Genomic DNA, 21,648 nt, shown 5'->3' on the forward strand with positions numbered 1-21,648 from the left:
TCCAATCAGGATGCCCAGGGAACATTATACGTCTATATAGATGAAATGTCTGAATACTCATACGGATACACGGTTTCAGGTCCGGTCAGCGCCATGTTTCAAAGCGAAAACTACGTTAAGGACTTCAGAACCCATTTTCTCTTTGTAAAGTATGTTGACAGCAGCGGAAACTATGCCGATAAGGTATTGAACTTCACTTTTGAGGTAAATGACTATGACCTTTCCCTAAGCGACAGCTACGGCGATGCCGTCCTGGGCCAGGATTACAGCATCGGGATGAGCCTTCCCTTTGACGCCAAGGGCACATTGATTGTCACCCACAACGGCGTCGACTATGAAATCCCTCCTGAGGCCTACTACTGGCGCATCACCATTCCTGGAGAAAGGCTTCTTTTGGGAAGAAACGAGGTTAGACTGCATTTCATTCCATCTCCAGGATGCAAGCTTCCGGAAAAGACAACAAATGATTCATTCAACGCCATATCCAAAATCATAGGATTCACATCTTCTACACAGATTTATGGGGAAGTGGGAGATGTCTCACTTACACTTCCGGAAGATGCCTACGGCAATCTTGCGGTCAGATCACAGGACAATTCCTTTTTCAGGTCAGCAAGGCTGGAGAACGGCCGGGCTGTCATTTCACTCAGGGATTTGAACTGCGGAAATCATCATCTTATTGCGGAATATGTCAGCAGCGATTATTATGACGATAAGGTTGCGGACTTGATTCTTGACTTTTCAGTGGTTCCTAAAATCACCATTCCTGTCTTTGCCCATAAGGGAAAAAGCACATTCCAGGTTGAGGTTGTAATGCCTGAAACAATAACCGGACACCTCTACGTCAGAAACAGCTTCAACAATGAGGTAAAGAACTATCCGACCGCAAAGGGAACCATGACCATTGATCTGGCAACACCTAATTCAGACACCCGCGTTACCGTCAGATACTACCTTGGAGACATGACATATGAAAGGGAGTATTATGTGGGAACAAGGATGAATTCTCCCGAATTTGAAATGAACATCACCGCTTCAGATGCATTGAAGGGAAGGGACCTCTATGTTGACATTGGAATTCCGTCAGGATATGGAGCCTATGAAGCGGAGCCCTTTGACGGATATTTTGTCCTTTACATTGACAATGTTGAGGCGGCAAAAAGCATGAACACATGGATATTCCACAATACCGGGGCACTGGACATAGGCACCCATCAATGGAGGGTGGAATTTCAAAACGACTGCTATTATTCTGCCCAGGCAAAATCAGGAACATTTGATGTAGGCTATTTCAGCTGTGATATTGGGGAAAACATCAATTTGGAACACAATAATATCGTAGTCAGGCTTGCAAGCGATGCCACAGGAATGCTGACTCTTCTTGTCGACGGCGAGGAATGCGATACAAAAATCATAACAGACTACATCATGCTCTTGAAGCTGCCTGATAGTCTTTCCATTGCAGAACATGACGTTGAGGTCAGATACATGGGAAACTATCCTGACGCATCCAAAAGCGGCTGAGTAAATGTTGACTATCCTCTGGTGCATGTCAATGATTTCGCAGATAAGACCTATGCGTACGGTGAACCCGTTACTGTTACTGTAAATGCCCCTAAGAATGCAACAGGAAATGTGATAATCAGTATGGGGGATAGGAATTACACACTTGAACTTAAAGACGGAAGCGCCCAAATGACCTTAACAGACTTGGAGTGCGGAAATTATAATGTCACAGCAAGATACGAGGGGGATTCAACTTATCCTCCAAAAACAGACAGCTGCACATTCACTGTTGAAGGATATGCCATTTTTGGACCTCAGCAGAATTATATTTATTATGGGGATGATGAATCAATAACTTTAGCCCTTCCGGGAGGCGAGGGCAACCTTATTGTCAAGTTGGATGATAATGTTTATCAAAGCGTCAGACTGCAGGATGGAAAGGCATCCGTTTCCCTTGGAGGAATCGCTCCGGGAGTCCATAAGCTCAATGCCTATTATTCTGCAGGTGATTATGCGGTAAATCCATACGATAGGGACATTTTCCATGTGGACATAAGGGTACTCTATCCGATCAATGTCAATGTCGGTGAGGATACCTGGATTTATCTCAGGATTCCTGAAAACGCTCAGGGCGGAGTAATCATGAATCTGAAAGGTGAAACCATGGAACTGATTCACAGTAACGGCATCATAAACAAGACATTCGCCCTGTCAGAGTTCGGTGATTATGATTTCACACTTATGTACAACGGTGCAGACTACAACATCAATCTTCCGGACGGAAGGATACATGTAAAGCCGGGCAATTTAACATATCCTTCCACAATAACTGATGAGGACAATGCAATCTCATTTAATATTCCATCAGACGCTAAAGGAAACGTATCCGTTTATGCATATGATGATGTCTCAGGCCAATACTCTACACTTGTTCTTCAGGAGAACGTTTCAGGGCCGGTGGTTTCAGTTTCACTGTCCGACCTGAAATCCGGCAGATATGACCTCAAAATCATTTATGAGGATGAGAAGTACGGCAACTTCAGCCAAGGGGGAATATACCTTTCAGTTCCAAACCCTGCTCCGACAATTTCAGTTTCTGTCTCAGGGGATGAAAAAAGTGCAACATTCACTTTCAGCCTTCCGAAGGATGCTTCAGGGGCTTTGATTGTTAAGGTTGAAGGCAGGAGCTATTATTGTAAAATCAATGACGGAAAGGCTAATCTGACAATTGAAAACCTTGCAGGCGGCAGCCATACGATTCTTGTGCAATACGGCGGATGCGACAATTACTCTGCCACAGCAATCGAAAGCAATGTCACCGTAGCGAAATACATTCCGGCAAGAATTGCTGCAGGCGATGCATCAGTCATCTATTCATCAGGAAACAGATACTCAGTCACAGTCTATGCTAGGGGAGGTGCTTTGGCCAAAAACGTTGAAGTGCTATTTAAGGTCAACGGCAAGAAGGTTGCAACCGTAAAAACAGATTCCAACGGCGTTGCAAGATATAAGATTGTGCAAAAGCCGGGAAGCTACAAAATCACAGCTCAGGCTTTGGGAAAGACCATAACCAAAAAGCTTACAGTTAAGCATGTTCTAAAGCTTAAGAAGGTAAAGATTAAAAGATCCGCCAAAAAGCTTGTGATAAAGGCAACCCTGGTCAAGGTCAACGGAAAATACCTTAAGGGCAAAAGGATAATCCTCAAGTTCAAGGGCAAAAAATACAAGGCCAAAACAAACAGCAAAGGTGTGGCCAAATTCACCATCAAGAAGAATGTCCTCAAAAAGCTCAAAAAAGGCAAGAAAGTGACCTATCAGGCAATCTACCTTAAGGATACCGTAAAATACAAAGTTAAAGTTAAAAAATAGGGATTAATTTCCTTATTTTCCTTTTTTTTATTAAAGTTTATTTATTTTCAAAGACAAACTATCATCAATGACCAAATATATCCGAAAGAACAAAAGCTCATATAATGTAGTCAAAAGCTCAAGAAGCTATGGAAAATTCCAGAATATTGATGATGCAACCTTCATAAGGGACTTGCTTGCTGAAAATGACTGGAATCCCGATTTGATTAATCAGACATATGAGGTAAACGGACAGTATCTTGTTTTGGGAGTCCTTGATGAAAAGATTCACATTCTGGCAAAATGCAATGAAAAGCCATCGCAAAAGACAATCGATGAGCTGGTCAAAAGGAAAAGGAGAAATCCCAACGGCTCCAGATACGGCCTCAACATCACAAGGGTCTTTGACACATTCGTAATCAAGAAGAGGATTGCAGGCGATGACTATGTCTTCGGATATTATGACAGGATTGAGGATGCAGAATTCGTCAGAAACCACCTTCTGGACAACCAGTGGAATGTCAACAGCTTTTCACAGATACAATACTGTGAAGATACGGATGACTACAGGGTGGTGGAGGTAATTGACGATAAGGCGTATGTTCTGGCTTCGTTTAAGGACAAAAACAGCATCGATTTGGACGAGGTCCACAGGGAATTTTTAAACAGAATAACAAAGCACAAGCTGGGCCTTGCACAACACCCATATCTTGATGATTTGAAAAACAGTGTTCCGGAACTGGAGGAGAGGTTCAACACAAAGGCCCAGGACGACGTGTGGGACTTCAAAAGCACCCAAAACCCGTTGAACGACATCATTTTCAGTCTGGCCCCATTTCAGAAAAGCGTATATGATGCGGTTGACGACTCAACAGTAGAGGATATTGAAAAGTCACTCGTAAGGTTCCGCTCAGGCAATTTCACACAGAAAATCCAAAGAAACCTCGATGAGCTTGAAAAGAAGGGGCTGATTGCAAAAAATCAAAATCATTATATTAAACAAAATAAATAAATAATCATTGTATTTGTTAATCAAATACGAAAGTTCTTTTTTGGTTTGAACTTTAATGGGGGAGATTTCCGACTCCCCTTATAAAATTCATTCCCTGTCGCTTAAAAGTTTGCCGCCGGCACCGATGTCATCAGGATTGAATCCGCTCACCAGCACGGTTATTGTTTCAATAGGCAAGCCATATGCGTCAGCCACTATTTCAGATACTTTTTCAACCATTTCTCGTTTTTTCTCGATACTTATTCCATTGTTTCCAGCAATTTGAATTACAGGCATTATATCACCAATCTAATATATTAATAATTTAAAATAAATATCTTATTGAATAAGGATTTGATATTATGCTCGGTGAAGAAGAACTCATAAAACTGTTTCCGGACTTTGCTGATTTGGTCCAGCCCTCCGGAATTGACTTGGAACTGGATAAGATTTACGTGCAGAAAAGTGCAGGCTCACTCATTGACAATGAAAAGGTATTGCCCGAAATCGAAGAGCTTGAAGGCGAAATCTACACATTAAAGCCTCATACTGCATACCTTGCAAGCATCAAAAGGAAAGTGAAAATCCCCAAAGGATATACGATGCTTTATCTGCCACGCTCAACGCTCCTGAGATCATTCGTTTCCGTGCAGACTGCCGTGGGAGACCCTGGCTTTTACGGAACACTGATGTTCATGATATACAATCACGGCGAATTCGAATACAAAATCAAGTCAGGCGACAGGATTGCTCAGGCGGTGGTATTCCCTGTTGAAGGTTCAGGAGAGTACAACGGATCATATCAGGAGGCCGAAGAGTGAACGTCGCTGCCAAAATGGTTGAGATATTAATCGAGGAAGACATTATCGATGTTTTCGGAATTCCTGGCGAGCAGATAATGCCACTTTATGAGGCAATGTCCAAAAGCGGCATCAATCATATCCTTACAAAACATGAGCAGGGTGCTGCCACAGCCGCAGACGGATATTCAAGGTCAACAGGAAAGATTGGGGTGTGCATCACAACCGCTTCACCGGGAGCCCTCAACACCGCAATGCCTTTGGCAACAGCCTTCAAGGACAATGTGCCGCTGCTGTTGCTGACCGGTGACAATGAGCTTAAATATCGTGGAAGTGACCATTTCCAAACAACACCTCAGCTTGAAATGTTCAGGCACATCACACGGGCATCATACAATCCATTGAACGGAACCGAAGCTATGTACATGCTCAGGGCTTCCATCTATGAGCTTAAGAACTTCCCTAAAGGTCCTATTCACATCAACCTGCCGAAGGATGTTCTCCTGCAGGAGGAATTTGATGACTTTGACCTTTGTTATCTCTGTGAGGATGACATGTCCAACATGGCCAGGGCACAGGAGCGGATTGACAATGCCGAAAGGCCGCTTTTCATATTGGGTGCAGGGGCGATAAGCGAAGCTCAAAACATTGAAAGGATTGCAAATGAATATCAAATCCCTGTCACAACCACATTTCACGGCAAGGGTGCAGTTCCCGACGACAATCCGCTGAACCTGGGACTTTGCGGAATACGCGATACAGAAAGGGCAAAATATGCATTTGAAAACTCAGACTGCATAATGGGATTGGGCATCAAGGCAAGCGAAAGGACCCTGCCTGAAATTCCGGACAATTTCATTCACGTAAACATCAACAAGGATGTTCTGGTTGGCGATTATCCGATTCATGGAAAGGTAAGCGATTTCATTGCCCAGGCAAAATTCAAGCCTGCCGACTGGATGGATGAGCTTTCAGAAATTGACGGTTCATATCATATCGAAGGCCTTGACGATGATTTGAAGCCACAGGCTGCCATTAAAAGGATACTGGAAAGGTTTCCGGACAATATCATAGCTTCCGATGCAGGATCACACACCACATGGACAACCCTTTTGAAGAAATCCCAGAAGCCAAGGCAACTGCTCTTTTCAGGTGCAATGGCTCCGATGGGCTACGGCCTTCCAGCAGCTATAGGCGCTTCAATAGCGACTGGAGAAAAGGTGATTGTCATCAACGGTGACGGGGACTTTCAGATGAACCTCCAGGAGCTTGCAACACTTAAGCAGCAGGACCTTGATGTTATAGTATTCATCCTGAACAATTCCGAGTTTGGAATCATAAGGCAATGGCAGGAATCCTTTTATGATATGGAACCATACCAGATTCATTTGGAAAATCCCGATTTCGTTAAGCTGGCTTCAAGCTATGGCATCGATGGCGTAAGGGTTGATAATATTGATGATCTGGAGCTGATATTGGATAAGGATCTTATCGGACCCCTTGTTGTTGAGGTCATTGTGGAAAGTGAGGACATTCCCCTTCCTCCCTAGATGCATTTTTTCACAAATTCCTTAACAATCTCATGAATGTTGACGGCTTCATCTAGGGGTGCTAGGTAATATTCGCCATTTTCTTCATAAATTATTCCGACAGGTGAAATCTCGGCTGAGGATATTCTGCCCCTGAACCTGATGACTATAATTTTAAAGGCAAATGTAAGCCCATAAATCTCCTTGAAATCATAGGCGGTATCGTATTTCAGTTCCAGAAGGTTTTCAATGTCCTTAAGGATATTATCGCTCATCAAGAACACCTCTTATTAATGTCCTAACTTCTTTTTTTGAAATTAGTCTGACTGTTGGGACTATGAGCTTTAGGGGATAGATTTCAACTTCATTGATGCCGTATCCGTCAATGACACTTCCGTTGAATGACGGCTCTGCGCTCAATTTAAGATTCTCATGCATCGGGTTGACTTCTGCAAGGACTGCCCAGATGATTCCTATGTATTTTCCGGTATCGGCATAGCTGCTCATACCAAAAATGAGATGGTTTTTAAGCTGCTTGATTTTGATGATGTTCAGGACGGATTTCAAATAGGTTTTCAGGTCATCAAAGCAAGGCTTTGCAAGATTGAACAGCTTTTTCATGTCCCTCTGCTTTTTTTCTTCCTCTTCTTCCTCTTCGTTTTTGTCATCGTCCTTTGACGGGAAATGGCGGGTGTATATTTTGATTTTCTTAAAAATAAGTATTTTCAAACATCCTTTAATTTCGCTGCCTTTCTTGGTGTATTCAAATGATATCCTGATTCCAAGCAGGAGTAAAAAAATAATGAATAGGATGATTATGAGAATAATCATCAAAAGGATGTTTAACATGTAAAGGCCTGTTATTCTTCTGTTTCTTCGGTTGTGCTGAATTCAGGTTCTATGTATTCGGATTCGTCAAAGTATTCATCTTGACTTTGTGAATCCAGATAGTTCTTTACAAGGTCAGTTATGATTAATCCAATGTCGGATATTGCTTTGTTGGCTTCTGATCCTTTGGTTAGATTGAGCACGCGAATTCCTTCTGAATCGCTTCCTTTCTTAGGCAGCACTACCATGGAAATCGGTTCAACTCCGACACCTCCTCCTGCTGCATTGCCATTCTTTTCGCTTCCATTTATGGTTTCTCCGGCTCCAAATCCTGCTCCCATTCTTACCACTGGAATTAGAATTTTATCTTCGGTTTCTATTGGTTCACCAATCACATTGTCGACATTGACCAATTTGCGTAATTCTTCAACTGTTATCTTAATATTATTTGACATAGTTTTCACATCCTATTGTTGTTAATACATTTTGTTTTTGTTTTTTAAATATCTTTAGTTTTGATGTCAGGTAATACTTTTTTTACTTATAAGACATAAGTTTCAAGTGTAAGTTTTTAGTTATAACCTATTTTTCATGAGGTGAATTTCAAGTGTAAGTTTTCAGTTATAATTTCTAACACACAGGATATACACATCCATTTCAAGTGTAACTTTTAACTTATAAGTTCTAATACACAAGATTCAAACATGCATTTCAAGTGTAACTTTTAACTTATAACTTATTAGAAAAATTCTTATGTAAAAAATATATTACTTATAACTTATCACGGCCATGGCTCATGAGACTTATAACTTATACTATGTAAAAAATATATTACAAAAGTCTAGATAAAAAAAAGAAAAAGAAGAATCATAAGTATGATTCTGCAATTGATGCGACACCAGCGCCAGCATCGTCAGTTACGCCTAAACCTTTCAGGGTCATTCCGATTGCCGCAAAGGTTTGGGTCAATTCCTTGTATGAGACGTTACCCATGTGTCCGATTCTGAAGATGTTTCCTTTCAAGTGGTCTTGTCCACCAGCAAGTTCAACACCGTATTTGTCACGGGTTGTTCCTCTGAAGTCAGCATCAGTAATTCCTTCAGGCATTTTGACTGCTGTTACTGTAGCGGATGAAACAGCTTCATCAGCGAATAATTCTAATCCTAATGCTTTAACAGCAGCTACGCTTGCTTTAGCAGCTTTGTGGTGACGTGCAATTCTTGCATCAAGTCCTTCTTCCATAACCATTTTCAATGCTTCATTCATTGCATAGGTAAGTGAAACTGATGGTGTGTATGGGGTTTCAGGAACGGCTTTGTCTCCGCTTTTACGTGCAGCTTTTAAGTCCAGATAGAAAGTATTGGTTTCGACTTTGTCAACTGCAGCCCATGCGTCGTCACTTAATGTGATTGCAGCCATGCCGGGCGGTGCAGCCAAACATTTTTGTGATCCTGTGAAACAGACGTCGATTCCGAACTTTTCAACATTCACTTCGTCTCCTGCAAGGGAGGACACGGTATCAACGATGTATAAAGTGTCATAGTTTTTCATGACCTTACCGATTTCTTCGATTGGTGCAGCCACACCGGTTGAGGTTTCGTTGTGGACTACAGTTACTGCCTTGATGTCTTCGTCTTCGTCAAGAGCTTCAGCAATAAGTTTAGGGTCTACAGCGGTTCCCCATTCAACTTCAAGTTCTTTAGTTTCAATTCCGTGAGTCTGTGAGATTTTCATGAGACGTTCACCGAATTTTCCACCGACGACATTCAGTATTTTTTCTCCAGGAGCTACTGTATTTGCAACACCTGCTTCCATTGCTGCAGTTCCAGATCCGGTTAATAGATAAGATTTATTTGGGGTTTGGAAAACTTTACTCATTAATTCAGTGGTTTCGCTTAAAATTTCTCCATATTTTGCTCCTCTGTGGTTTACAACAGCCTTAGACATTGCATTGAGTACTCTAGGGTGCACTGTTGTAGGTCCAGGAAGCATTAATAAGATATCATTCATTAAAATTTCCTCCATAAGTAGCTTTCATAAAGCTAATTTATATCTTTAGTTCTTATACTTATTAAATATTTTTGATATGATGATTATTCAGTTTTCACAATCTTTTCATATTCATTTCTGTGTTATGTTTAAATTCATATATCGATTTTCGGCATGTGTTTAAATATAATTTCGGATATATAATATACTATGCAATTGAACGGACAAGAGCTGACGGCAAGGAGGGCATTATCCTTTACATTGGGGCTATTCATAATGGCATTCGGAGTTTCATTTTCCATCGTATCGACACTTGGAACAACACCGATAAGCTCCATTGCATACGCTTTGGTGCTGATTACGAATATTGACATCGGAATAACCACATTCGTCTTCAATGCGGCACTGATACTTGTCCAGTTCCTGATTCTTCGCTCAAGATTTCACAAAAAGAGACTGCTTCAGCTCATAAACTGTATCGTATTCGGATACTTCAACACCCTGTCCCTTTCAGTCGTTTCACAGATTCCATTTGACGGGTCAGTCCTGATGATGGCAGTGTATTTGATTGTAAGCATCTTTTTAATCGCTTTTGGCATATTCGTCTACATGCCCGCCAACATAGCTCCGCTTCCGGGCGAAGGTTGCGTTGAGGCAATCGCCATCGTTACCGGCTGGAGGTTTTCAACCGTTAAGATATGCTTTGATGTGACAATGGTTTCAATAGCGCTTGTGATGTGCGCTCTGTGGTATACAAGCCCTTTTGGAGCGGTAAACATCGGAACAATAATTTCAGCATTTATGGTCGGCTTCACATTGAGGCAGATTAATAATCTCTATGCGCACATTACCGGAAAGTCAGTGAATGTTGTCCATGAATGATATGTGTTTTTCCAATTCTGTTTTTAGACAAATTATTTAACAAACTAAAATCTTAATATATATTATAGTGAGGTTTAAACATGGAATTTGGACTTTGGGAAAAATATTATACTGAAATTCTTGACGATTTTGGGTTTTCACGTGAAAACGATGAGGAATCCGCAAAACTGCTGGATGAAATACTGTCAACCGAGGGATGCCTTACCCTAGAGGACCTGAAGGGATTTGTTGACTTTTCAGACAAGTTCATAGTCTTCGGTGCAGGCCCTTCCTTAGGGGAGCATGTGAAATTCCTGAAGGAAAACTATGACTTGAAGGATTATGTCCTGGTAGCGGCCGACGGCGCCACAACCGCTCTTATTGAGCAGAAGATTGCGCCTGATATAGTTGCAACAGACCTGGACGGAAATCTTGATGACATTCTTCTGGCCAATTTCAGAGGGGCAAACGTTGCAATCCACGCCCACGGAGACAACATCGAAAAGATTGCAAGCCTGACACCATTTTTCACAAGCGTTCTTGGAACCACCCAGGCACAGCCTATCGGAAACCTCTACAACTTCGGAGGATTCACTGACGGTGACAGGGCAATGTTTCTGGCGGTTGCATTGAATGCTGAGGAAATCATATTGGCAGGAATGGACTTTGGCGATGTGGTGACCAGATATTCAAGGCCAAACATCGAAACAGACACTGCCAAGGCCGATGAATTCAAAAGGAAGAAACTGGCATATGCCGAGAAGTTCACCCAGTGGATAATGGACAATGAAAATGTCAAGATGACCAATTTGTGTGATGAAAATCTTTTATAATACTAAAAATATAATATGATAACATGGGAATAGAAGATATTTTGATGGCTGATGAAAGTCTTTTTCAAGACATAAATGCTTTTGATCCGGATTATGTCCCTCAAAACTTCAATTACAGGGACACACAAATGGAAGCAATGGCTATAGCGATAAGACCTGCCATGAGAGGGGGCAAACCTTCAAATGCAGTTATCTTAGGCTCACCTGCAACAGGAAAGACCACATCAATGAGGAAAGTCTATGAGCTTGTTGAAAAGAACACTGAAAAGGTGGTATGCGTCTATATCAACTGCCAATTGCACACTACACGATTCGGAATATTTTCCCAAATCCATAAAAAGATATTTGGCCACATTCCTCCCGAAACAGGAATTCCATTTTCAAGAGTCTATGACAAAATCATGAAGAGCCTTCAGAAGGATGGAAAGTCACTGGTTGTTGCACTGGATGATGTCAACTACCTGATTCAATCAAAAAATGCAAACAAGGTATTTTATGATTTGCTTAGGGCATATGAGGAATATCCTGGAGTGAGGACTTCTATTTTTGCAATAATGTCTGATCTTGAATTCAAGTATTCCTTCGACAAGAATGTCAATACCGTGTTCATTCCTCAGGAAATAGTATTCCCGTTATATACATATTCCGAAATAGAGGATATATTGAGGGACCGTGTAAAGGCCGGATTTTTCCCGAATGTCCTTCCGGATAACATACTTGAGCAGGCTGCAATGTACACCTTTGAGAATGGCGACTTGAGGGTTGGAATCAACCTTCTGAAATCATGCGGAAACATTGCCGAAGCCGATGCAAGCCGCGAAATCACACAGGAACATTTTGACAGGGCAATAGAATCTCTGGTGTCCGTCAATGTCTCTGAAACATTAAAGGGTTTGAACGATACTGAAAAGGATATTTTAAAAATGATTGCAGACAATGAAGGAATGTATTCTGCTGGTGAATTGGCTGAAAAGTATAAGGAAAAAACAGGATCTAGCTATGCATCATTTAACCGTGCAATCGATAAGCTGGAATTCGTAAGATTGATCGATACCAAATATACAGGAAAAGGGGTTAGGGGAAACTCTAGGGAAATTATACTGCGTTTTAACCCCGATGACTACGTCATATAGTTTTCCTGTATTTGTGGAAATTAGTTTTTGTAAACATTAGAGTGCTTGCATGGCAGCAGTAGTCTAATGTGCAACTAAAAGGGTTTGGCATCGAATGTCCAATTTAAATAATTGGAGCTTGAGCTGCTACAACTGAAATAACAGATAAAAGTAGTCCTGCTATAACTACAAGAACTACCATGCAAGATTGAATGTCTAAATTGCTATATATGATTTCGTCTTTCACTGAACTCTTTTTTCTTAAATCTACTTGAAGTGTGGTGTCTTTATTTCCAAACATTTTAATCACTAATTTAAAATTGTAAGAAGTACATATATAAGCAAAGAGTGAGAGCATTTGAAAAGAAATATATTTTTTACATTTTGGTGGAATCGTTATGAAAAAATTTGAATATTTTGAAGCAACGGCCGACATTGGCCTTAAAGCATATGGAAAGGACATGAATGAGGCCTTTGAAAATGCAGGTTTGGCCATTTTTAATATAATATCAGACACTTCAAACATTGACCCTTCAAATGAGATAGAATTTGAAGTGGCATCAGAGGATGACGTATCTCTTTTATATGACTATTTGGAGGAACTTTTGTTCTATCATGAAACTGAATTCATGCTCTTCAGCGAGTTCCAGGTCGAAATCGATGAAAACTTCCATCTCAGGGCCAGAATCAAAGGTGAAGAAATCAACTGGGACAGGCATGAAAGGAAAACCGAAATAAAGGCCATAACCTTCCATAAGATGGCTGTCAGAAAAACAGATCATGTCGAGGTTCAGGCCATTGTGGACTTGTAACTTTTAAATAATATTCAAAACATAGTTACTATCATGAAAAAAATCAAAATCATATCAAGAAATTTTGAAATGATTATGGGAATTATCGGTTCCGTAATAGGGATATTTTCAGGATCATTTCTGATATTTTTGGGAAGTGTCGGACCGGCGCACGCTCCATTTCTGGGCATCATTGCGATTTTGGCTTCAATTTTAGGTTTGGCTTCAACATATTACGTCAATAAGAACCCAAACATGGCCGGAATAGGATTCATAATAGCCACAATGTTCGTTATCGTAGGGTCTGACTACATCAATGTGATAAGTGCGGTATTCCTGCTTGTTGCAGGTGTTTCAGCATTGTTTCGAAAATGATTCCATTCACCAAAACCTTATTTAAACACCATAGATATATATTAAAACATAATATTTTTGTGATACTATGAGCATTAAAGATGAAATTAAAAAAGTTAGGGATAATGTTTATGAGATTCCGGGCTCCTATAACAAATCAATGAGGGCCTCCGGAAGATTTTACATAGCGGATGAATATATTGACGATTTGGAGGAAGGGGCTGTCGAGCAGATTGTCAATGTGGCCTGCCTTCCGGGTGTCCAAATGTACTCAATCGGTTTGCCGGACATTCACTTCGGATACGGATTTCCTATCGGTGGAGTGGCTGCATTCAACCTGAGAAACGGTATCGTATCCCCTGGTGGTGTGGGCTTTGACATCAACTGCGGTGTCAGAATGATCAGGTCCAATCTGGGCATAGCCGACATTGAGGACAAGCTTGATGAGCTGACAGAAAAGCTTTTCGAAAACATACCTTCAGGTGTGGGAAGCAAAGGCAAAATCAGGCTCAAGGAAAATGAAATCAATGATGTTCTTGACTATGGAGCAGAATGGGCTGTCAAAAACGGCTACGGATGGGATGAGGATTTGGAAGTCCTTGAAGAGAACGGCAGAATGATCGATGCCGATTCAAGCATAGTCTCAGACAAGGCCAAAAAAAGAGGAATCCCACAATTGGGATCTCTCGGTTCAGGAAACCACTTCCTTGAAGTTCAAATCGTCGATGAAATCTATGACGAGAAGGTTGCCGAAGTCTACGGCCTTAAGGAAGGAATGATTGTTGTCATGATTCACACAGGCTCAAGAGGCTGCGGACATCAGATATGTTCAGATTATCTGAGGATTATGGACAAGGCCTACAAAAAGTACAAAATCAACATCAATGACAGACAATTGGCCTGTGCACCTCTTGATTCAAAAGAAGCGCAGAATTACATTCAGGCAATGGCTGCAGCAGCCAATTACGCATGGGCAAACCGTCAGATGATGACCCATTGGGTAAGGGAAACCTTTGAGGAAGTTCTTGGAAGGTCAGCTGAAGACATGGAAATGAGCATTGTCTATGATGTGGCTCACAACATCGCCAAAATGGAAACCCATAAGGTCTATAAACGTGAAGAGGAACTTCTCGTTCACAGAAAAGGCGCAACAAGAGCATTCGGTCCTGGAAGGGAAGAGGTCCCTGAAAAATACAGGGAAGTCGGCCAGCCTGTACTGATACCGGGTACAATGGGAACCGCTTCATATGTATTGTGCGGAACCGAAACCGCAATGGAGGAGACTTTCGGGTCAACCGCTCACGGTGCCGGCAGAATCCTGTCACGTTCAAAGGCCAAGAAGGACTTTGATGCTGACGAGATTACCGACGATTTGGCATCAAAAGGCATAAAAATCAAGGCAACCAGTAAACATGTGATTGAGGAAGAGGCACCTGGAGCATATAAGGATGTTGACAGTGTGGTTCGCGTATCCGACAGCACCGGAATTGCAAAGTTGGTTGCAAAGGTCAAACCATTATCTGTTTGTAAAGGATGATTAAATTGATAGGCATAATTGGGGGAAGTGGGGTATATGAGATTACCCAAAAAGCTGATTCTTGCACCAAAAAATTAGTCCAAACTGACTATGGTGATGTGGAAGTGTCACTATTGGAGATGTTCGGCAAGAAGGTGGCATTCATACCAAGGCATGCCTCCGGCCATTCCATACCTCCCCACAAGATCAACTTCAGGGCAAATATCGATGCCCTTAAAAACGTTGGTGTCACAAAAATAATAGCCACTAACTCTGTCGGCTCAATGAATGAGGATATGCCTCCGGGCTCATTTGTAATCCCCGACGATTTTCTTGATTTCTCACAGGACAGGGTAAAGACCTTCTATGAGGATAAGGTTGTCCATATAGATGTAACCGAAGCATATTGCCCAAGCTTAAGGGATGTTCTGGCGCAATCAGGTGAGGTCATCCTTGGCGGAACATATGTCTGCACTGAAGGCCCTAGATTTGAGACCCCCGCAGAGATTAGAATGTTCAAGATGCTTGGAGGGGACCTCGTCGGAATGACCGGCGTTCCTGAAGTTACTTTAGCTCGTGAAAGGGAAATCTGCTACAATTCCATATGCATAGTATCCAATTACGCATCAGGAATCTCCCCGGATGAGCTGACCATCGATGAAGTTTTTGAAATGGTTGCAAAAAAAGAGCCTGAGCTACTTGAACTGATATACAATTTCATAAGAAATGTGGATGATGGCGCAGATTGCATGTGCAATCATGCATTGGATGGTGCTGAAGTATAATTATTAAAATAATTGGTGGAGTGGTGAATTAGATGCGTTTGGCTGTAGTGTCTTCCGACGGTGAAAATGTGGACCTTCACCTCGGCAGGGGAAAGTCAGTTTTTATCTATGATTATGATGATGAATTGGCCTTTGTTGAGAGAAGGGACATTGAAATTGCTGATGATGCAAAGCATCAGGGCGGCAAGGTAATCAAAACCTGCAGCGATTGTGATGTTTTGATTGCAGTTCAGTATGGATTCAAATCAAAAATCAAGGCTGAAGATGCGGGAATCAAACTGGTCATGGATGAGGGACCGGTCGATGAAGTGCTCAAAAGATATATTGATCATGTCGAATTCATGAGGAAATAATATATTGTATACCATTTTTCAGTCTATTGTAACATTTACAAATATTGATTTAAGAGCTTGATTTTAAATTTTAAGCTCAGATTTTCATCTTTCGCAAAAATTATTATTTTTTGATGAAAATTTATTATTTTTATTTTTTAAAAATTTTTCACATATTGGTGAAATATCAATAATCTTTATATATCATGAATAAAATAAGTTATTATAACCTTTATGGGCGGGTTTTATAAATTAAAACTTAATTAAAAATATTTTCTTAAAATAACGTGAGAATAGCTCACAATAGTCGAATAAACGATTGTAAATCTATACTTATTTGAAATCATTTTTACAGTTTAATTTAAGTAGTATACTTAATTTTAAGACTATTTTTAAATTTTAATGGCGAAACGCTATATTACAAAATATAAATATATAATTATTAAACGGTTGATATAATGGCAAAAGCAAAAGCAAGACGTAGAGTACGTGATACATGGAAAGAAAAGTCCTGGTACACTATTAAAACACCAGTGAACTTTGAAGACAAAGAAATTGGAGAAACTCCAGCTAAAGATCCAGAACTTCTCATTGGTAGAGGAGTAGAAGTTACTATGAGAGAATTGACCGGAGACTTCTCAAAACAATACATCAAACTCAGGTTTGAAATTGACAATGTTGCAGGTAATGTTGCAAACACCAAATTCACCGGTCACAAAACAACTACTGACTATGTAAGAAGTATGATTAGAAGAGGAACTTCCAGAATCGATGCTTCCGCAATAGTCAAAACCAAAGATGACCGCAAATTAAAATTACAAGTTTTAGCAGTAACCATCAGAAGAGCTAAATCTTCCCAACAAAGATTCATGAGAAAAACCATCGAAGATTTACTCGTTGAAGCAGCTGCTGAAAGATCATTTGATGAGTTAGTGACTGTTTGTGTAAACGGTAAATTAGCATCTGAAATTTACCACAACGCTAAAAAAATCTACCCTCTCAAAAGAGTGGAAATCATCAAAAGTAAAGTAATCAAATAGGATTACTTTTCTAATTTTCTTTTTTTTTAAATGAACTTTTTTTATAGATAATATAGTATTTTTTTTACAAACATTGATTTTCTTATTTTTGCACATGTCTGAAAAATTGTGAATATGTGGGCTAATCAGCAAAATAGAGGTAAAGGCAACGGTAATTATTTTTCAATGGGTGTTGTCAAATCTGAAGTTGCTTGAAACTAAATAATTATGAGTAATGATTATTTTATTCAAAATCCATTATCAATATTTTAAAAGGTAAAGTGAAAATCAAGTAATGGTCAGTTGAGCTTCTTTATCACATTTTTCATTAATTTATAATTTATTTTTTACATATTTTTCTGATTTTTTAATATTGTTTAGATATATATGAACTATATGATTCTTGTATATGTTTTGTTATTTTTAATAAAATTTGTTTAAAAATATATTTTTTTATGGGATTTTGTTAAAATTTAGGTATATTTAATTTAACATATTTCATATTATAAAGTAATATATTTTTGTTGTAGTTAACTCTGTTAATTTTATTTTTATAGATGTTCAATTTTTTATTTTTACAATTAAATATTTTTTAATTTTTTTATAATTTTTTTTTAAAAAGGAAACTATATATATTTGTTTAATCTAAAATAAACATCAGTTTAAACTATCAACGATTTCATGAAAATTGAAATCTATGAAATATTAGTGAAGGTGAATTAATGAACAGAAAAGGGATTATATTAATATTATTAATCTTGTGCATCCTTTCAATTCCGGCCATTGGGGCGGCTGATATTGATGTGGAGGACACTAATAATACTAAGTTAACGACAACTGATTCAGATGTTGTTACTCAAGGCAATGGTCTCTCATTATCAGTTTCTGAAAATGAAACTTTGTTAAGTGCTACGGGAGAATCATTTACCCAATTGAATGAAGATGTTAGTGGCGACGATGTCACTCTGACTAAAAATTATACGTATACTAGTTCAGATTCTGCTTTTGCTGGCGGAATAACTCTTTCTGGAACAAAAACTATAAATGGTAATGGTAATGTCATTATTGATGCAAGCAATCAAGCAAGGATATTCAAAGTTACCGCTGGGTCTACTGTGACTTTTAAAGGAATAACCTTTATTAATGCTAATCCTACCCAAGGTCCTGGTGGAGCCATATTCGGAACCGGTGCAGTGCATATTGAGGATTGTAAATTTATCAATAACACTGTAAATATGGCCAATGGTGGAGCTGTTTGTCTATCAGGTGCAGGCAGTACAATTTCCAACTCTTACTTTGAAGGCAACAAGGCTATCAAGAATCCAAATAATTTGAATTCTGGTGCTGCAGGTGCAGTATTTTTAAACGCATCCAATATCATGATCAGCAATTCTGAATTCTTGAAGAATTATGCAGGTCTAAATGGTGGTGCTGTTGGTAGTAGTGCTATGCGTATTGCAAGTTGTACTATAGCTAATTGTACATTTACTTCAAATACTGCTAATGGTTCTGCTGGTGCTGTTGGTATGCAAAGTAGGAATTTCCATATATTCAATTCTACATTTAAAAATAATGAAGCTAAAGGTATGTTCACAACCTATCCTGGTAATGGTGGTGCATTAGTAATGAGAGGTTGGGACAGTTATGCATATAATTGTACTTTTACAGATAACACTGCTGCAACTCATGGTGGTGCTGTCTACTTGACTAATACTTCATATGACCCTCTTAATAATAATACTGGTTTTATACTTTGTACTTTCACTGGAAACACTGCTGGTGTTGATGGTGGTGCAGTTAGTTGGTATTCCGGTGCAACTTATGGTTATGTTGAAGATTCCATATTCACTAACAATACTGCTAGACGTAATGGTGGTGCAATACATTGGAGTGGTCACCATGGTACTATAAGTAATTCCACATTTATTGATAATAATGCTACAGGTGAAGTCACTAGTGAACTCGGTAGTGGTAATGGTGGTGCTGTAGTATGGGTTGGTAGTTATGGTACTATTAAGGATAATTGTATATTTACTAATAACTATGCAGCAAGTAATGGTGGTGCTATATTCTTAGAGGGTAATGCTACTGAAAACTGTACTAATATTACAATCACTCACAGTACCTTTAAAGATAACTATGCTGGTGTTGATGGAGGTGCTGTTAATTGGAATGAAGGTGCTCATTCAGGTAATATATTCTATTCTACTTTCACTAATAATATTGCAAATAGTAATGGTGGTGCCGTATTCTGGAGTGGTCATGATGGTAAAATATTATATTCCAACTTTACTGGAAACAATGCTAGTGGTATAGTTACTGATGAATATAATAATAAAGGTGATGGTGGTGCTATCATCTGGTCTGGTATAAATGGTATTGTTGATAATTGTAGGTTTATTGATAATTATGCATCACAACGTGGTGGTGGAGTATTCCTACAAAATTGTACTCATGGTAACTGTACCAACACTACCTTCTCACATGTTTACTTTGAAAACAATACTGCTGGTGTTAATGGTGGTGCTATAGATTGGCATAAGGGTGCTCAAAATGGGCATGTTAGATATGGGGTATTTGTAAACAACACCGCTAACAGATCAGGTGGTGCAATCTTCTGGTTTGGTACTGGTGGTGAAATATTATACTCCAACTTTACAGGAAACAAGGCATTAGGTAATGTATTATATAACAATTCATTCGGTAACATGACCTATGGAGGTCATGGTGGTGCTGTTATGTGGACTGGTGCCGATGGTATCATTGATGGTTGTACTTTTGTAGAAAATAATGCTGCTGTTAATGGTGGTGCTATTTTCATGCAGGGTAGTACTGAAGGTGATTGTAGAAATGTTACCGTTTCCAACTCAGTATTTAATGATAACTTTGCAGGTGTTAATGGTGGTGCTGTAGATTGGTATAGAGGTGCGCGTTATTGTACTTGAGCAAATGCAACTTTCACAATTAACATTGCTAATAGGTCTGGTGGTGCTGTATTCTGGTTTGGTTATCACGGTACTATTAGGAATGCTAGCTTCACTAATAACTCCGCTTTAGGTAATGTAATTTATGAAAACTCATTTGGTGTCAACACTACCGGTGGTCATGGTGGTGCTATTATGTGGACTGGTGCCGACGGTATCATTGATGATTGTACTTTTGATGAAAACAGGGCTAAAGTTAACGGTGGGGCTATATTCATGCAAGGAAGTACCATGGGAAATTGTAGTAATTTAACCATTTCAAATGTTATATTTAATGATAACTTTGCTGGTGTTAATGGTGGTGCTGTAGATTGGTATAAAGGAGCACATGACTGTACCTTGGAAAACGCTACATTCAATGATAACATCGCTAACAGGTCAGGTGGTGCAGTATTCTGGTACGGTGAACACGGTTCCATTAAAAACGCATCATTCACAAACAACCAGGCATTAGGTCTTGTGAACGCATCAAGCTCATACGGTTTCAACACTACTGGTGGTGACGGTGGTGCTATCATGTGGACCGGATCCAACGGTATTATTGATGGATGTGAATTCACAGAAAACTATGCTGCAGCTCGTGGTGGAGCAATATTCCTGCAGGGAAGTGTTGAAGGAAACTGTACAAACGTAACAGTAAGCAATTCTAAATTTGAGAAAAACAAGGCAGAAACCAACGGTGGAGCGATTAACTTCTTCCGTGGAGCTGTAGATGGTAGAATATTAAACTCAACATTTAAGTCAAATCAGGCATTAACTGGTATAGGTGGTGCGGTAGTCTGGAGAGGATACAACGGGACTATCGACGGTGCAACATTTGATGACAACAATGCATCTAAAGCTGATGCGGGTGCGGTATATATTGAAGGTGATTCATGTGAACTTCTCAATACTGAATTTAATAGTAACCTCGCTGGTGACGACGGTGGAGCTGTATACTGGACAGGTAACTATGGTAAATTATATAATTTAACCGCTAACAATAACAGGGGTATCAGTGCAGGTACATCCCACTCCAAAGGGGGAACCATAATTATAACCGGTTCAAACATGACTGTTGACCTGGTTGAGGTTAGAGACGGTTACGCTGAAGTTGAAGGTGGAGGTCTGTTCCTTACAGGTAACAATGTAAACATTACCAATGTTCAATTCTATAATTGTTTTGTTAATGACGAATCTGCGGATAATGTTGGTGGAGCATTGGACATTATTGGAAACAACACTCGCCTTATTAATGCAACCATTGAGTATTCAAGAGCAATGTACGGTGGTGCAATCGACTGGGCAGGTGATGACGGTTACGCATGCAACATCCATGTAAACTACAACAATGCAAATGAAGACGGTGCAGCATTGAGAATTGTGGGGGACCGTTTCGAAATTGAGAATTCTGAGTTCAATTATAATGAAGCAGGTGACGACGGTGGTGCAATCTACTGGTCAGGTAATGACGGTATTGCAAGAAACCTCACATTCTACGACAATAAGGGTATCAGTTCTGGTGATTCCTCATCAAATGGTGGTACCATGGCAATCATCGGTTCAAACATCACAATTGAAGATTCAAGCT

At 39.8% G+C, this 21,648-nt stretch carries 20 protein-coding genes and 1 pseudogene; 16 read left to right on the plus strand and 5 right to left on the minus strand.

Annotation, left to right across the window (positions count from 1 at the left end; translation table 11 throughout):
- From E7Z79_RS06485 to E7Z79_RS06495, 3 genes are all read left to right on the plus strand, one after another.
- A partial coding sequence (locus tag E7Z79_RS06485) for a hypothetical protein (protein WP_303739153.1) occupies positions 1-1,524 on the plus strand: 1,524 nt, incomplete at its 5' end.
- A 21-nt stretch (positions 1,525-1,545) separates the two neighbouring features.
- Entirely contained in the window at positions 1,546-3,375 is a 1,830-nt protein-coding gene (locus E7Z79_RS06490; RefSeq protein ID WP_303739154.1) for an Ig-like domain repeat protein, read from the plus strand.
- A 67-nt stretch (positions 3,376-3,442) separates the two neighbouring features.
- Positions 3,443-4,366 carry a hypothetical protein gene (locus E7Z79_RS06495; RefSeq protein ID WP_303739155.1) on the plus strand — a complete coding sequence of 308 codons (924 nt, stop codon included), beginning with the start codon at positions 3,443-3,445 and terminating at the stop codon, positions 4,364-4,366.
- Positions 4,367-4,453: 87 nt separating this feature from the next.
- Here the strand turns inward: E7Z79_RS06495 and dmpI are convergent, their stop codons facing one another.
- Complete coding sequence (gene dmpI, locus E7Z79_RS06500; RefSeq protein ID WP_303739156.1) at positions 4,454-4,642, minus strand: 4-oxalocrotonate tautomerase DmpI; 189 nt, start codon at positions 4,640-4,642, stop codon at positions 4,454-4,456.
- A gap of 65 nt (positions 4,643-4,707) precedes the next feature.
- On the opposite strand from dmpI, the gene E7Z79_RS06505 reads away from it, so the two are divergent.
- Both E7Z79_RS06505 and E7Z79_RS06510 read left to right on the plus strand, forming a co-directional pair.
- Complete coding sequence (locus E7Z79_RS06505) at positions 4,708-5,166, plus strand: deoxyuridine 5'-triphosphate nucleotidohydrolase (protein ID WP_303739157.1); 459 nt, start codon at positions 4,708-4,710, stop codon at positions 5,164-5,166.
- The gene (locus E7Z79_RS06510) at positions 5,163-6,695 is read left to right on the plus strand and encodes a thiamine pyrophosphate-binding protein (protein WP_303739158.1); all 1,533 of its coding nucleotides are present in this window, start codon (positions 5,163-5,165) and stop codon (positions 6,693-6,695) included. Before E7Z79_RS06505 ends, E7Z79_RS06510 begins: the two co-directional genes overlap by 4 nt.
- On the opposite strand, the gene E7Z79_RS06515 is transcribed toward E7Z79_RS06510, so the two are convergent.
- From E7Z79_RS06515 to E7Z79_RS06530, 4 genes are all read right to left on the minus strand, one after another.
- Positions 6,692-6,949 carry a hypothetical protein gene (locus tag E7Z79_RS06515; protein WP_303739159.1) on the minus strand — a complete coding sequence of 86 codons (258 nt, stop codon included), beginning with the start codon at positions 6,947-6,949 and terminating at the stop codon, positions 6,692-6,694. The two genes, E7Z79_RS06510 and E7Z79_RS06515, sit on opposite strands and share 4 nt — an antisense overlap.
- Complete coding sequence (locus tag E7Z79_RS06520; protein ID WP_303739160.1) at positions 6,939-7,523, minus strand: DUF2953 domain-containing protein; 585 nt, start codon at positions 7,521-7,523, stop codon at positions 6,939-6,941. Before E7Z79_RS06520 ends, E7Z79_RS06515 begins: the two co-directional genes overlap by 11 nt.
- A gap of 11 nt (positions 7,524-7,534) precedes the next feature.
- Positions 7,535-7,957: a GerW family sporulation protein gene (locus tag E7Z79_RS06525; protein WP_303739161.1), complete on the minus strand. Its 423-nt coding sequence runs from the start codon at positions 7,955-7,957 to the stop codon at positions 7,535-7,537.
- A gap of 412 nt (positions 7,958-8,369) precedes the next feature.
- A complete protein-coding gene (locus E7Z79_RS06530; RefSeq protein WP_303739162.1) occupies positions 8,370-9,512 on the minus strand; it encodes an alanine--glyoxylate aminotransferase family protein in 1,143 nt (380 codons plus the stop codon).
- A gap of 189 nt (positions 9,513-9,701) precedes the next feature.
- Here E7Z79_RS06530 and E7Z79_RS06535 point away from each other — a divergent pair, with 189 nt between their 5' ends.
- From E7Z79_RS06535 to E7Z79_RS06585, 11 genes and pseudogenes are all read left to right on the plus strand, one after another.
- Entirely contained in the window at positions 9,702-10,373 is a 672-nt protein-coding gene (locus tag E7Z79_RS06535; protein WP_303739163.1) for a YitT family protein, read from the plus strand.
- An 80-nt stretch (positions 10,374-10,453) separates the two neighbouring features.
- A complete protein-coding gene (locus tag E7Z79_RS06540; RefSeq protein WP_303739164.1) occupies positions 10,454-11,185 on the plus strand; it encodes a 6-hydroxymethylpterin diphosphokinase MptE-like protein in 732 nt (243 codons plus the stop codon).
- Positions 11,186-11,208: 23 nt separating this feature from the next.
- Positions 11,209-12,318 (plus strand): ORC1-type DNA replication protein, encoded by a 1,110-nt coding sequence (locus E7Z79_RS06545; protein WP_303739166.1) that lies wholly within the window; start codon positions 11,209-11,211, stop codon positions 12,316-12,318.
- Positions 12,319-12,695: 377 nt separating this feature from the next.
- Positions 12,696-13,109, plus strand: a complete 414-nt coding sequence (locus E7Z79_RS06550; protein ID WP_303739167.1) for an archease — start codon at positions 12,696-12,698, stop codon at positions 13,107-13,109.
- A gap of 33 nt (positions 13,110-13,142) precedes the next feature.
- Positions 13,143-13,463, plus strand: coding sequence for a hypothetical protein (locus tag E7Z79_RS06555; protein ID WP_303739168.1), 321 nt, complete (start codon positions 13,143-13,145; stop codon positions 13,461-13,463).
- Positions 13,464-13,530: 67 nt separating this feature from the next.
- Entirely contained in the window at positions 13,531-14,979 is a 1,449-nt protein-coding gene (locus E7Z79_RS06560; RefSeq protein ID WP_303739169.1) for an RtcB family protein, read from the plus strand.
- A 5-nt stretch (positions 14,980-14,984) separates the two neighbouring features.
- A complete protein-coding gene (gene mtnP, locus E7Z79_RS06565) occupies positions 14,985-15,743 on the plus strand; it encodes an S-methyl-5'-thioadenosine phosphorylase (RefSeq protein ID WP_303739170.1) in 759 nt (252 codons plus the stop codon).
- Positions 15,744-15,775: 32 nt separating this feature from the next.
- On the plus strand, positions 15,776-16,096 hold the full coding sequence (locus E7Z79_RS06570; RefSeq protein WP_303739171.1) for a NifB/NifX family molybdenum-iron cluster-binding protein: 321 nt from the start codon (positions 15,776-15,778) through the stop codon (positions 16,094-16,096).
- A gap of 437 nt (positions 16,097-16,533) precedes the next feature.
- A complete protein-coding gene (locus E7Z79_RS06575) occupies positions 16,534-17,115 on the plus strand; it encodes a 30S ribosomal protein S3ae (RefSeq protein ID WP_296785783.1) in 582 nt (193 codons plus the stop codon).
- A gap of 701 nt (positions 17,116-17,816) precedes the next feature.
- A complete protein-coding gene (locus E7Z79_RS06580; RefSeq protein ID WP_303739172.1) occupies positions 17,817-20,039 on the plus strand; it encodes a hypothetical protein in 2,223 nt (740 codons plus the stop codon).
- 174 nt (positions 20,040-20,213) lie between these two features.
- A pseudogene (locus E7Z79_RS06585) lies at positions 20,214-21,648 on the plus strand (hypothetical protein); the annotation flags it as partial.

This window comes from Methanobrevibacter thaueri, from assembly GCF_015062905.1.
Classification (GTDB): Archaea; Methanobacteriota; Methanobacteria; order Methanobacteriales; family Methanobacteriaceae; genus Methanocatella; species Methanocatella thaueri_A.

Bases quoted from the DNA above. Each gene is read 5' to 3' on its own strand.
- E7Z79_RS06495 (WP_303739155.1), top strand. From the start codon at position 3,443: ATGACCAAATATATCCGAAAGAACAAAAGCTCATATAATGTAGTCAAA.
- dmpI (WP_303739156.1), bottom strand. From the start codon at position 4,642: ATGCCTGTAATTCAAATTGCTGGAAACAATGGAATAAGTATCGAGAAA.
- E7Z79_RS06505 (WP_303739157.1), top strand. From the start codon at position 4,708: ATGCTCGGTGAAGAAGAACTCATAAAACTGTTTCCGGACTTTGCTGAT.
- E7Z79_RS06515 (WP_303739159.1), bottom strand. From the start codon at position 6,949: ATGAGCGATAATATCCTTAAGGACATTGAAAACCTTCTGGAACTGAAA.
- E7Z79_RS06520 (WP_303739160.1), bottom strand. From the start codon at position 7,523: ATGTTAAACATCCTTTTGATGATTATTCTCATAATCATCCTATTCATT.
- E7Z79_RS06525 (WP_303739161.1), bottom strand. From the start codon at position 7,957: ATGTCAAATAATATTAAGATAACAGTTGAAGAATTACGCAAATTGGTC.
- E7Z79_RS06530 (WP_303739162.1), bottom strand. From the start codon at position 9,512: ATGAATGATATCTTATTAATGCTTCCTGGACCTACAACAGTGCACCCT.
- E7Z79_RS06535 (WP_303739163.1), top strand. From the start codon at position 9,702: ATGCAATTGAACGGACAAGAGCTGACGGCAAGGAGGGCATTATCCTTT.
- E7Z79_RS06540 (WP_303739164.1), top strand. From the start codon at position 10,454: ATGGAATTTGGACTTTGGGAAAAATATTATACTGAAATTCTTGACGAT.
- E7Z79_RS06545 (WP_303739166.1), top strand. From the start codon at position 11,209: ATGGGAATAGAAGATATTTTGATGGCTGATGAAAGTCTTTTTCAAGAC.
- E7Z79_RS06550 (WP_303739167.1), top strand. From the start codon at position 12,696: ATGAAAAAATTTGAATATTTTGAAGCAACGGCCGACATTGGCCTTAAA.
- E7Z79_RS06555 (WP_303739168.1), top strand. From the start codon at position 13,143: ATGAAAAAAATCAAAATCATATCAAGAAATTTTGAAATGATTATGGGA.
- E7Z79_RS06560 (WP_303739169.1), top strand. From the start codon at position 13,531: ATGAGCATTAAAGATGAAATTAAAAAAGTTAGGGATAATGTTTATGAG.
- E7Z79_RS06570 (WP_303739171.1), top strand. From the start codon at position 15,776: ATGCGTTTGGCTGTAGTGTCTTCCGACGGTGAAAATGTGGACCTTCAC.
- E7Z79_RS06575 (WP_296785783.1), top strand. From the start codon at position 16,534: ATGGCAAAAGCAAAAGCAAGACGTAGAGTACGTGATACATGGAAAGAA.
- E7Z79_RS06580 (WP_303739172.1), top strand. From the start codon at position 17,817: ATGAACAGAAAAGGGATTATATTAATATTATTAATCTTGTGCATCCTT.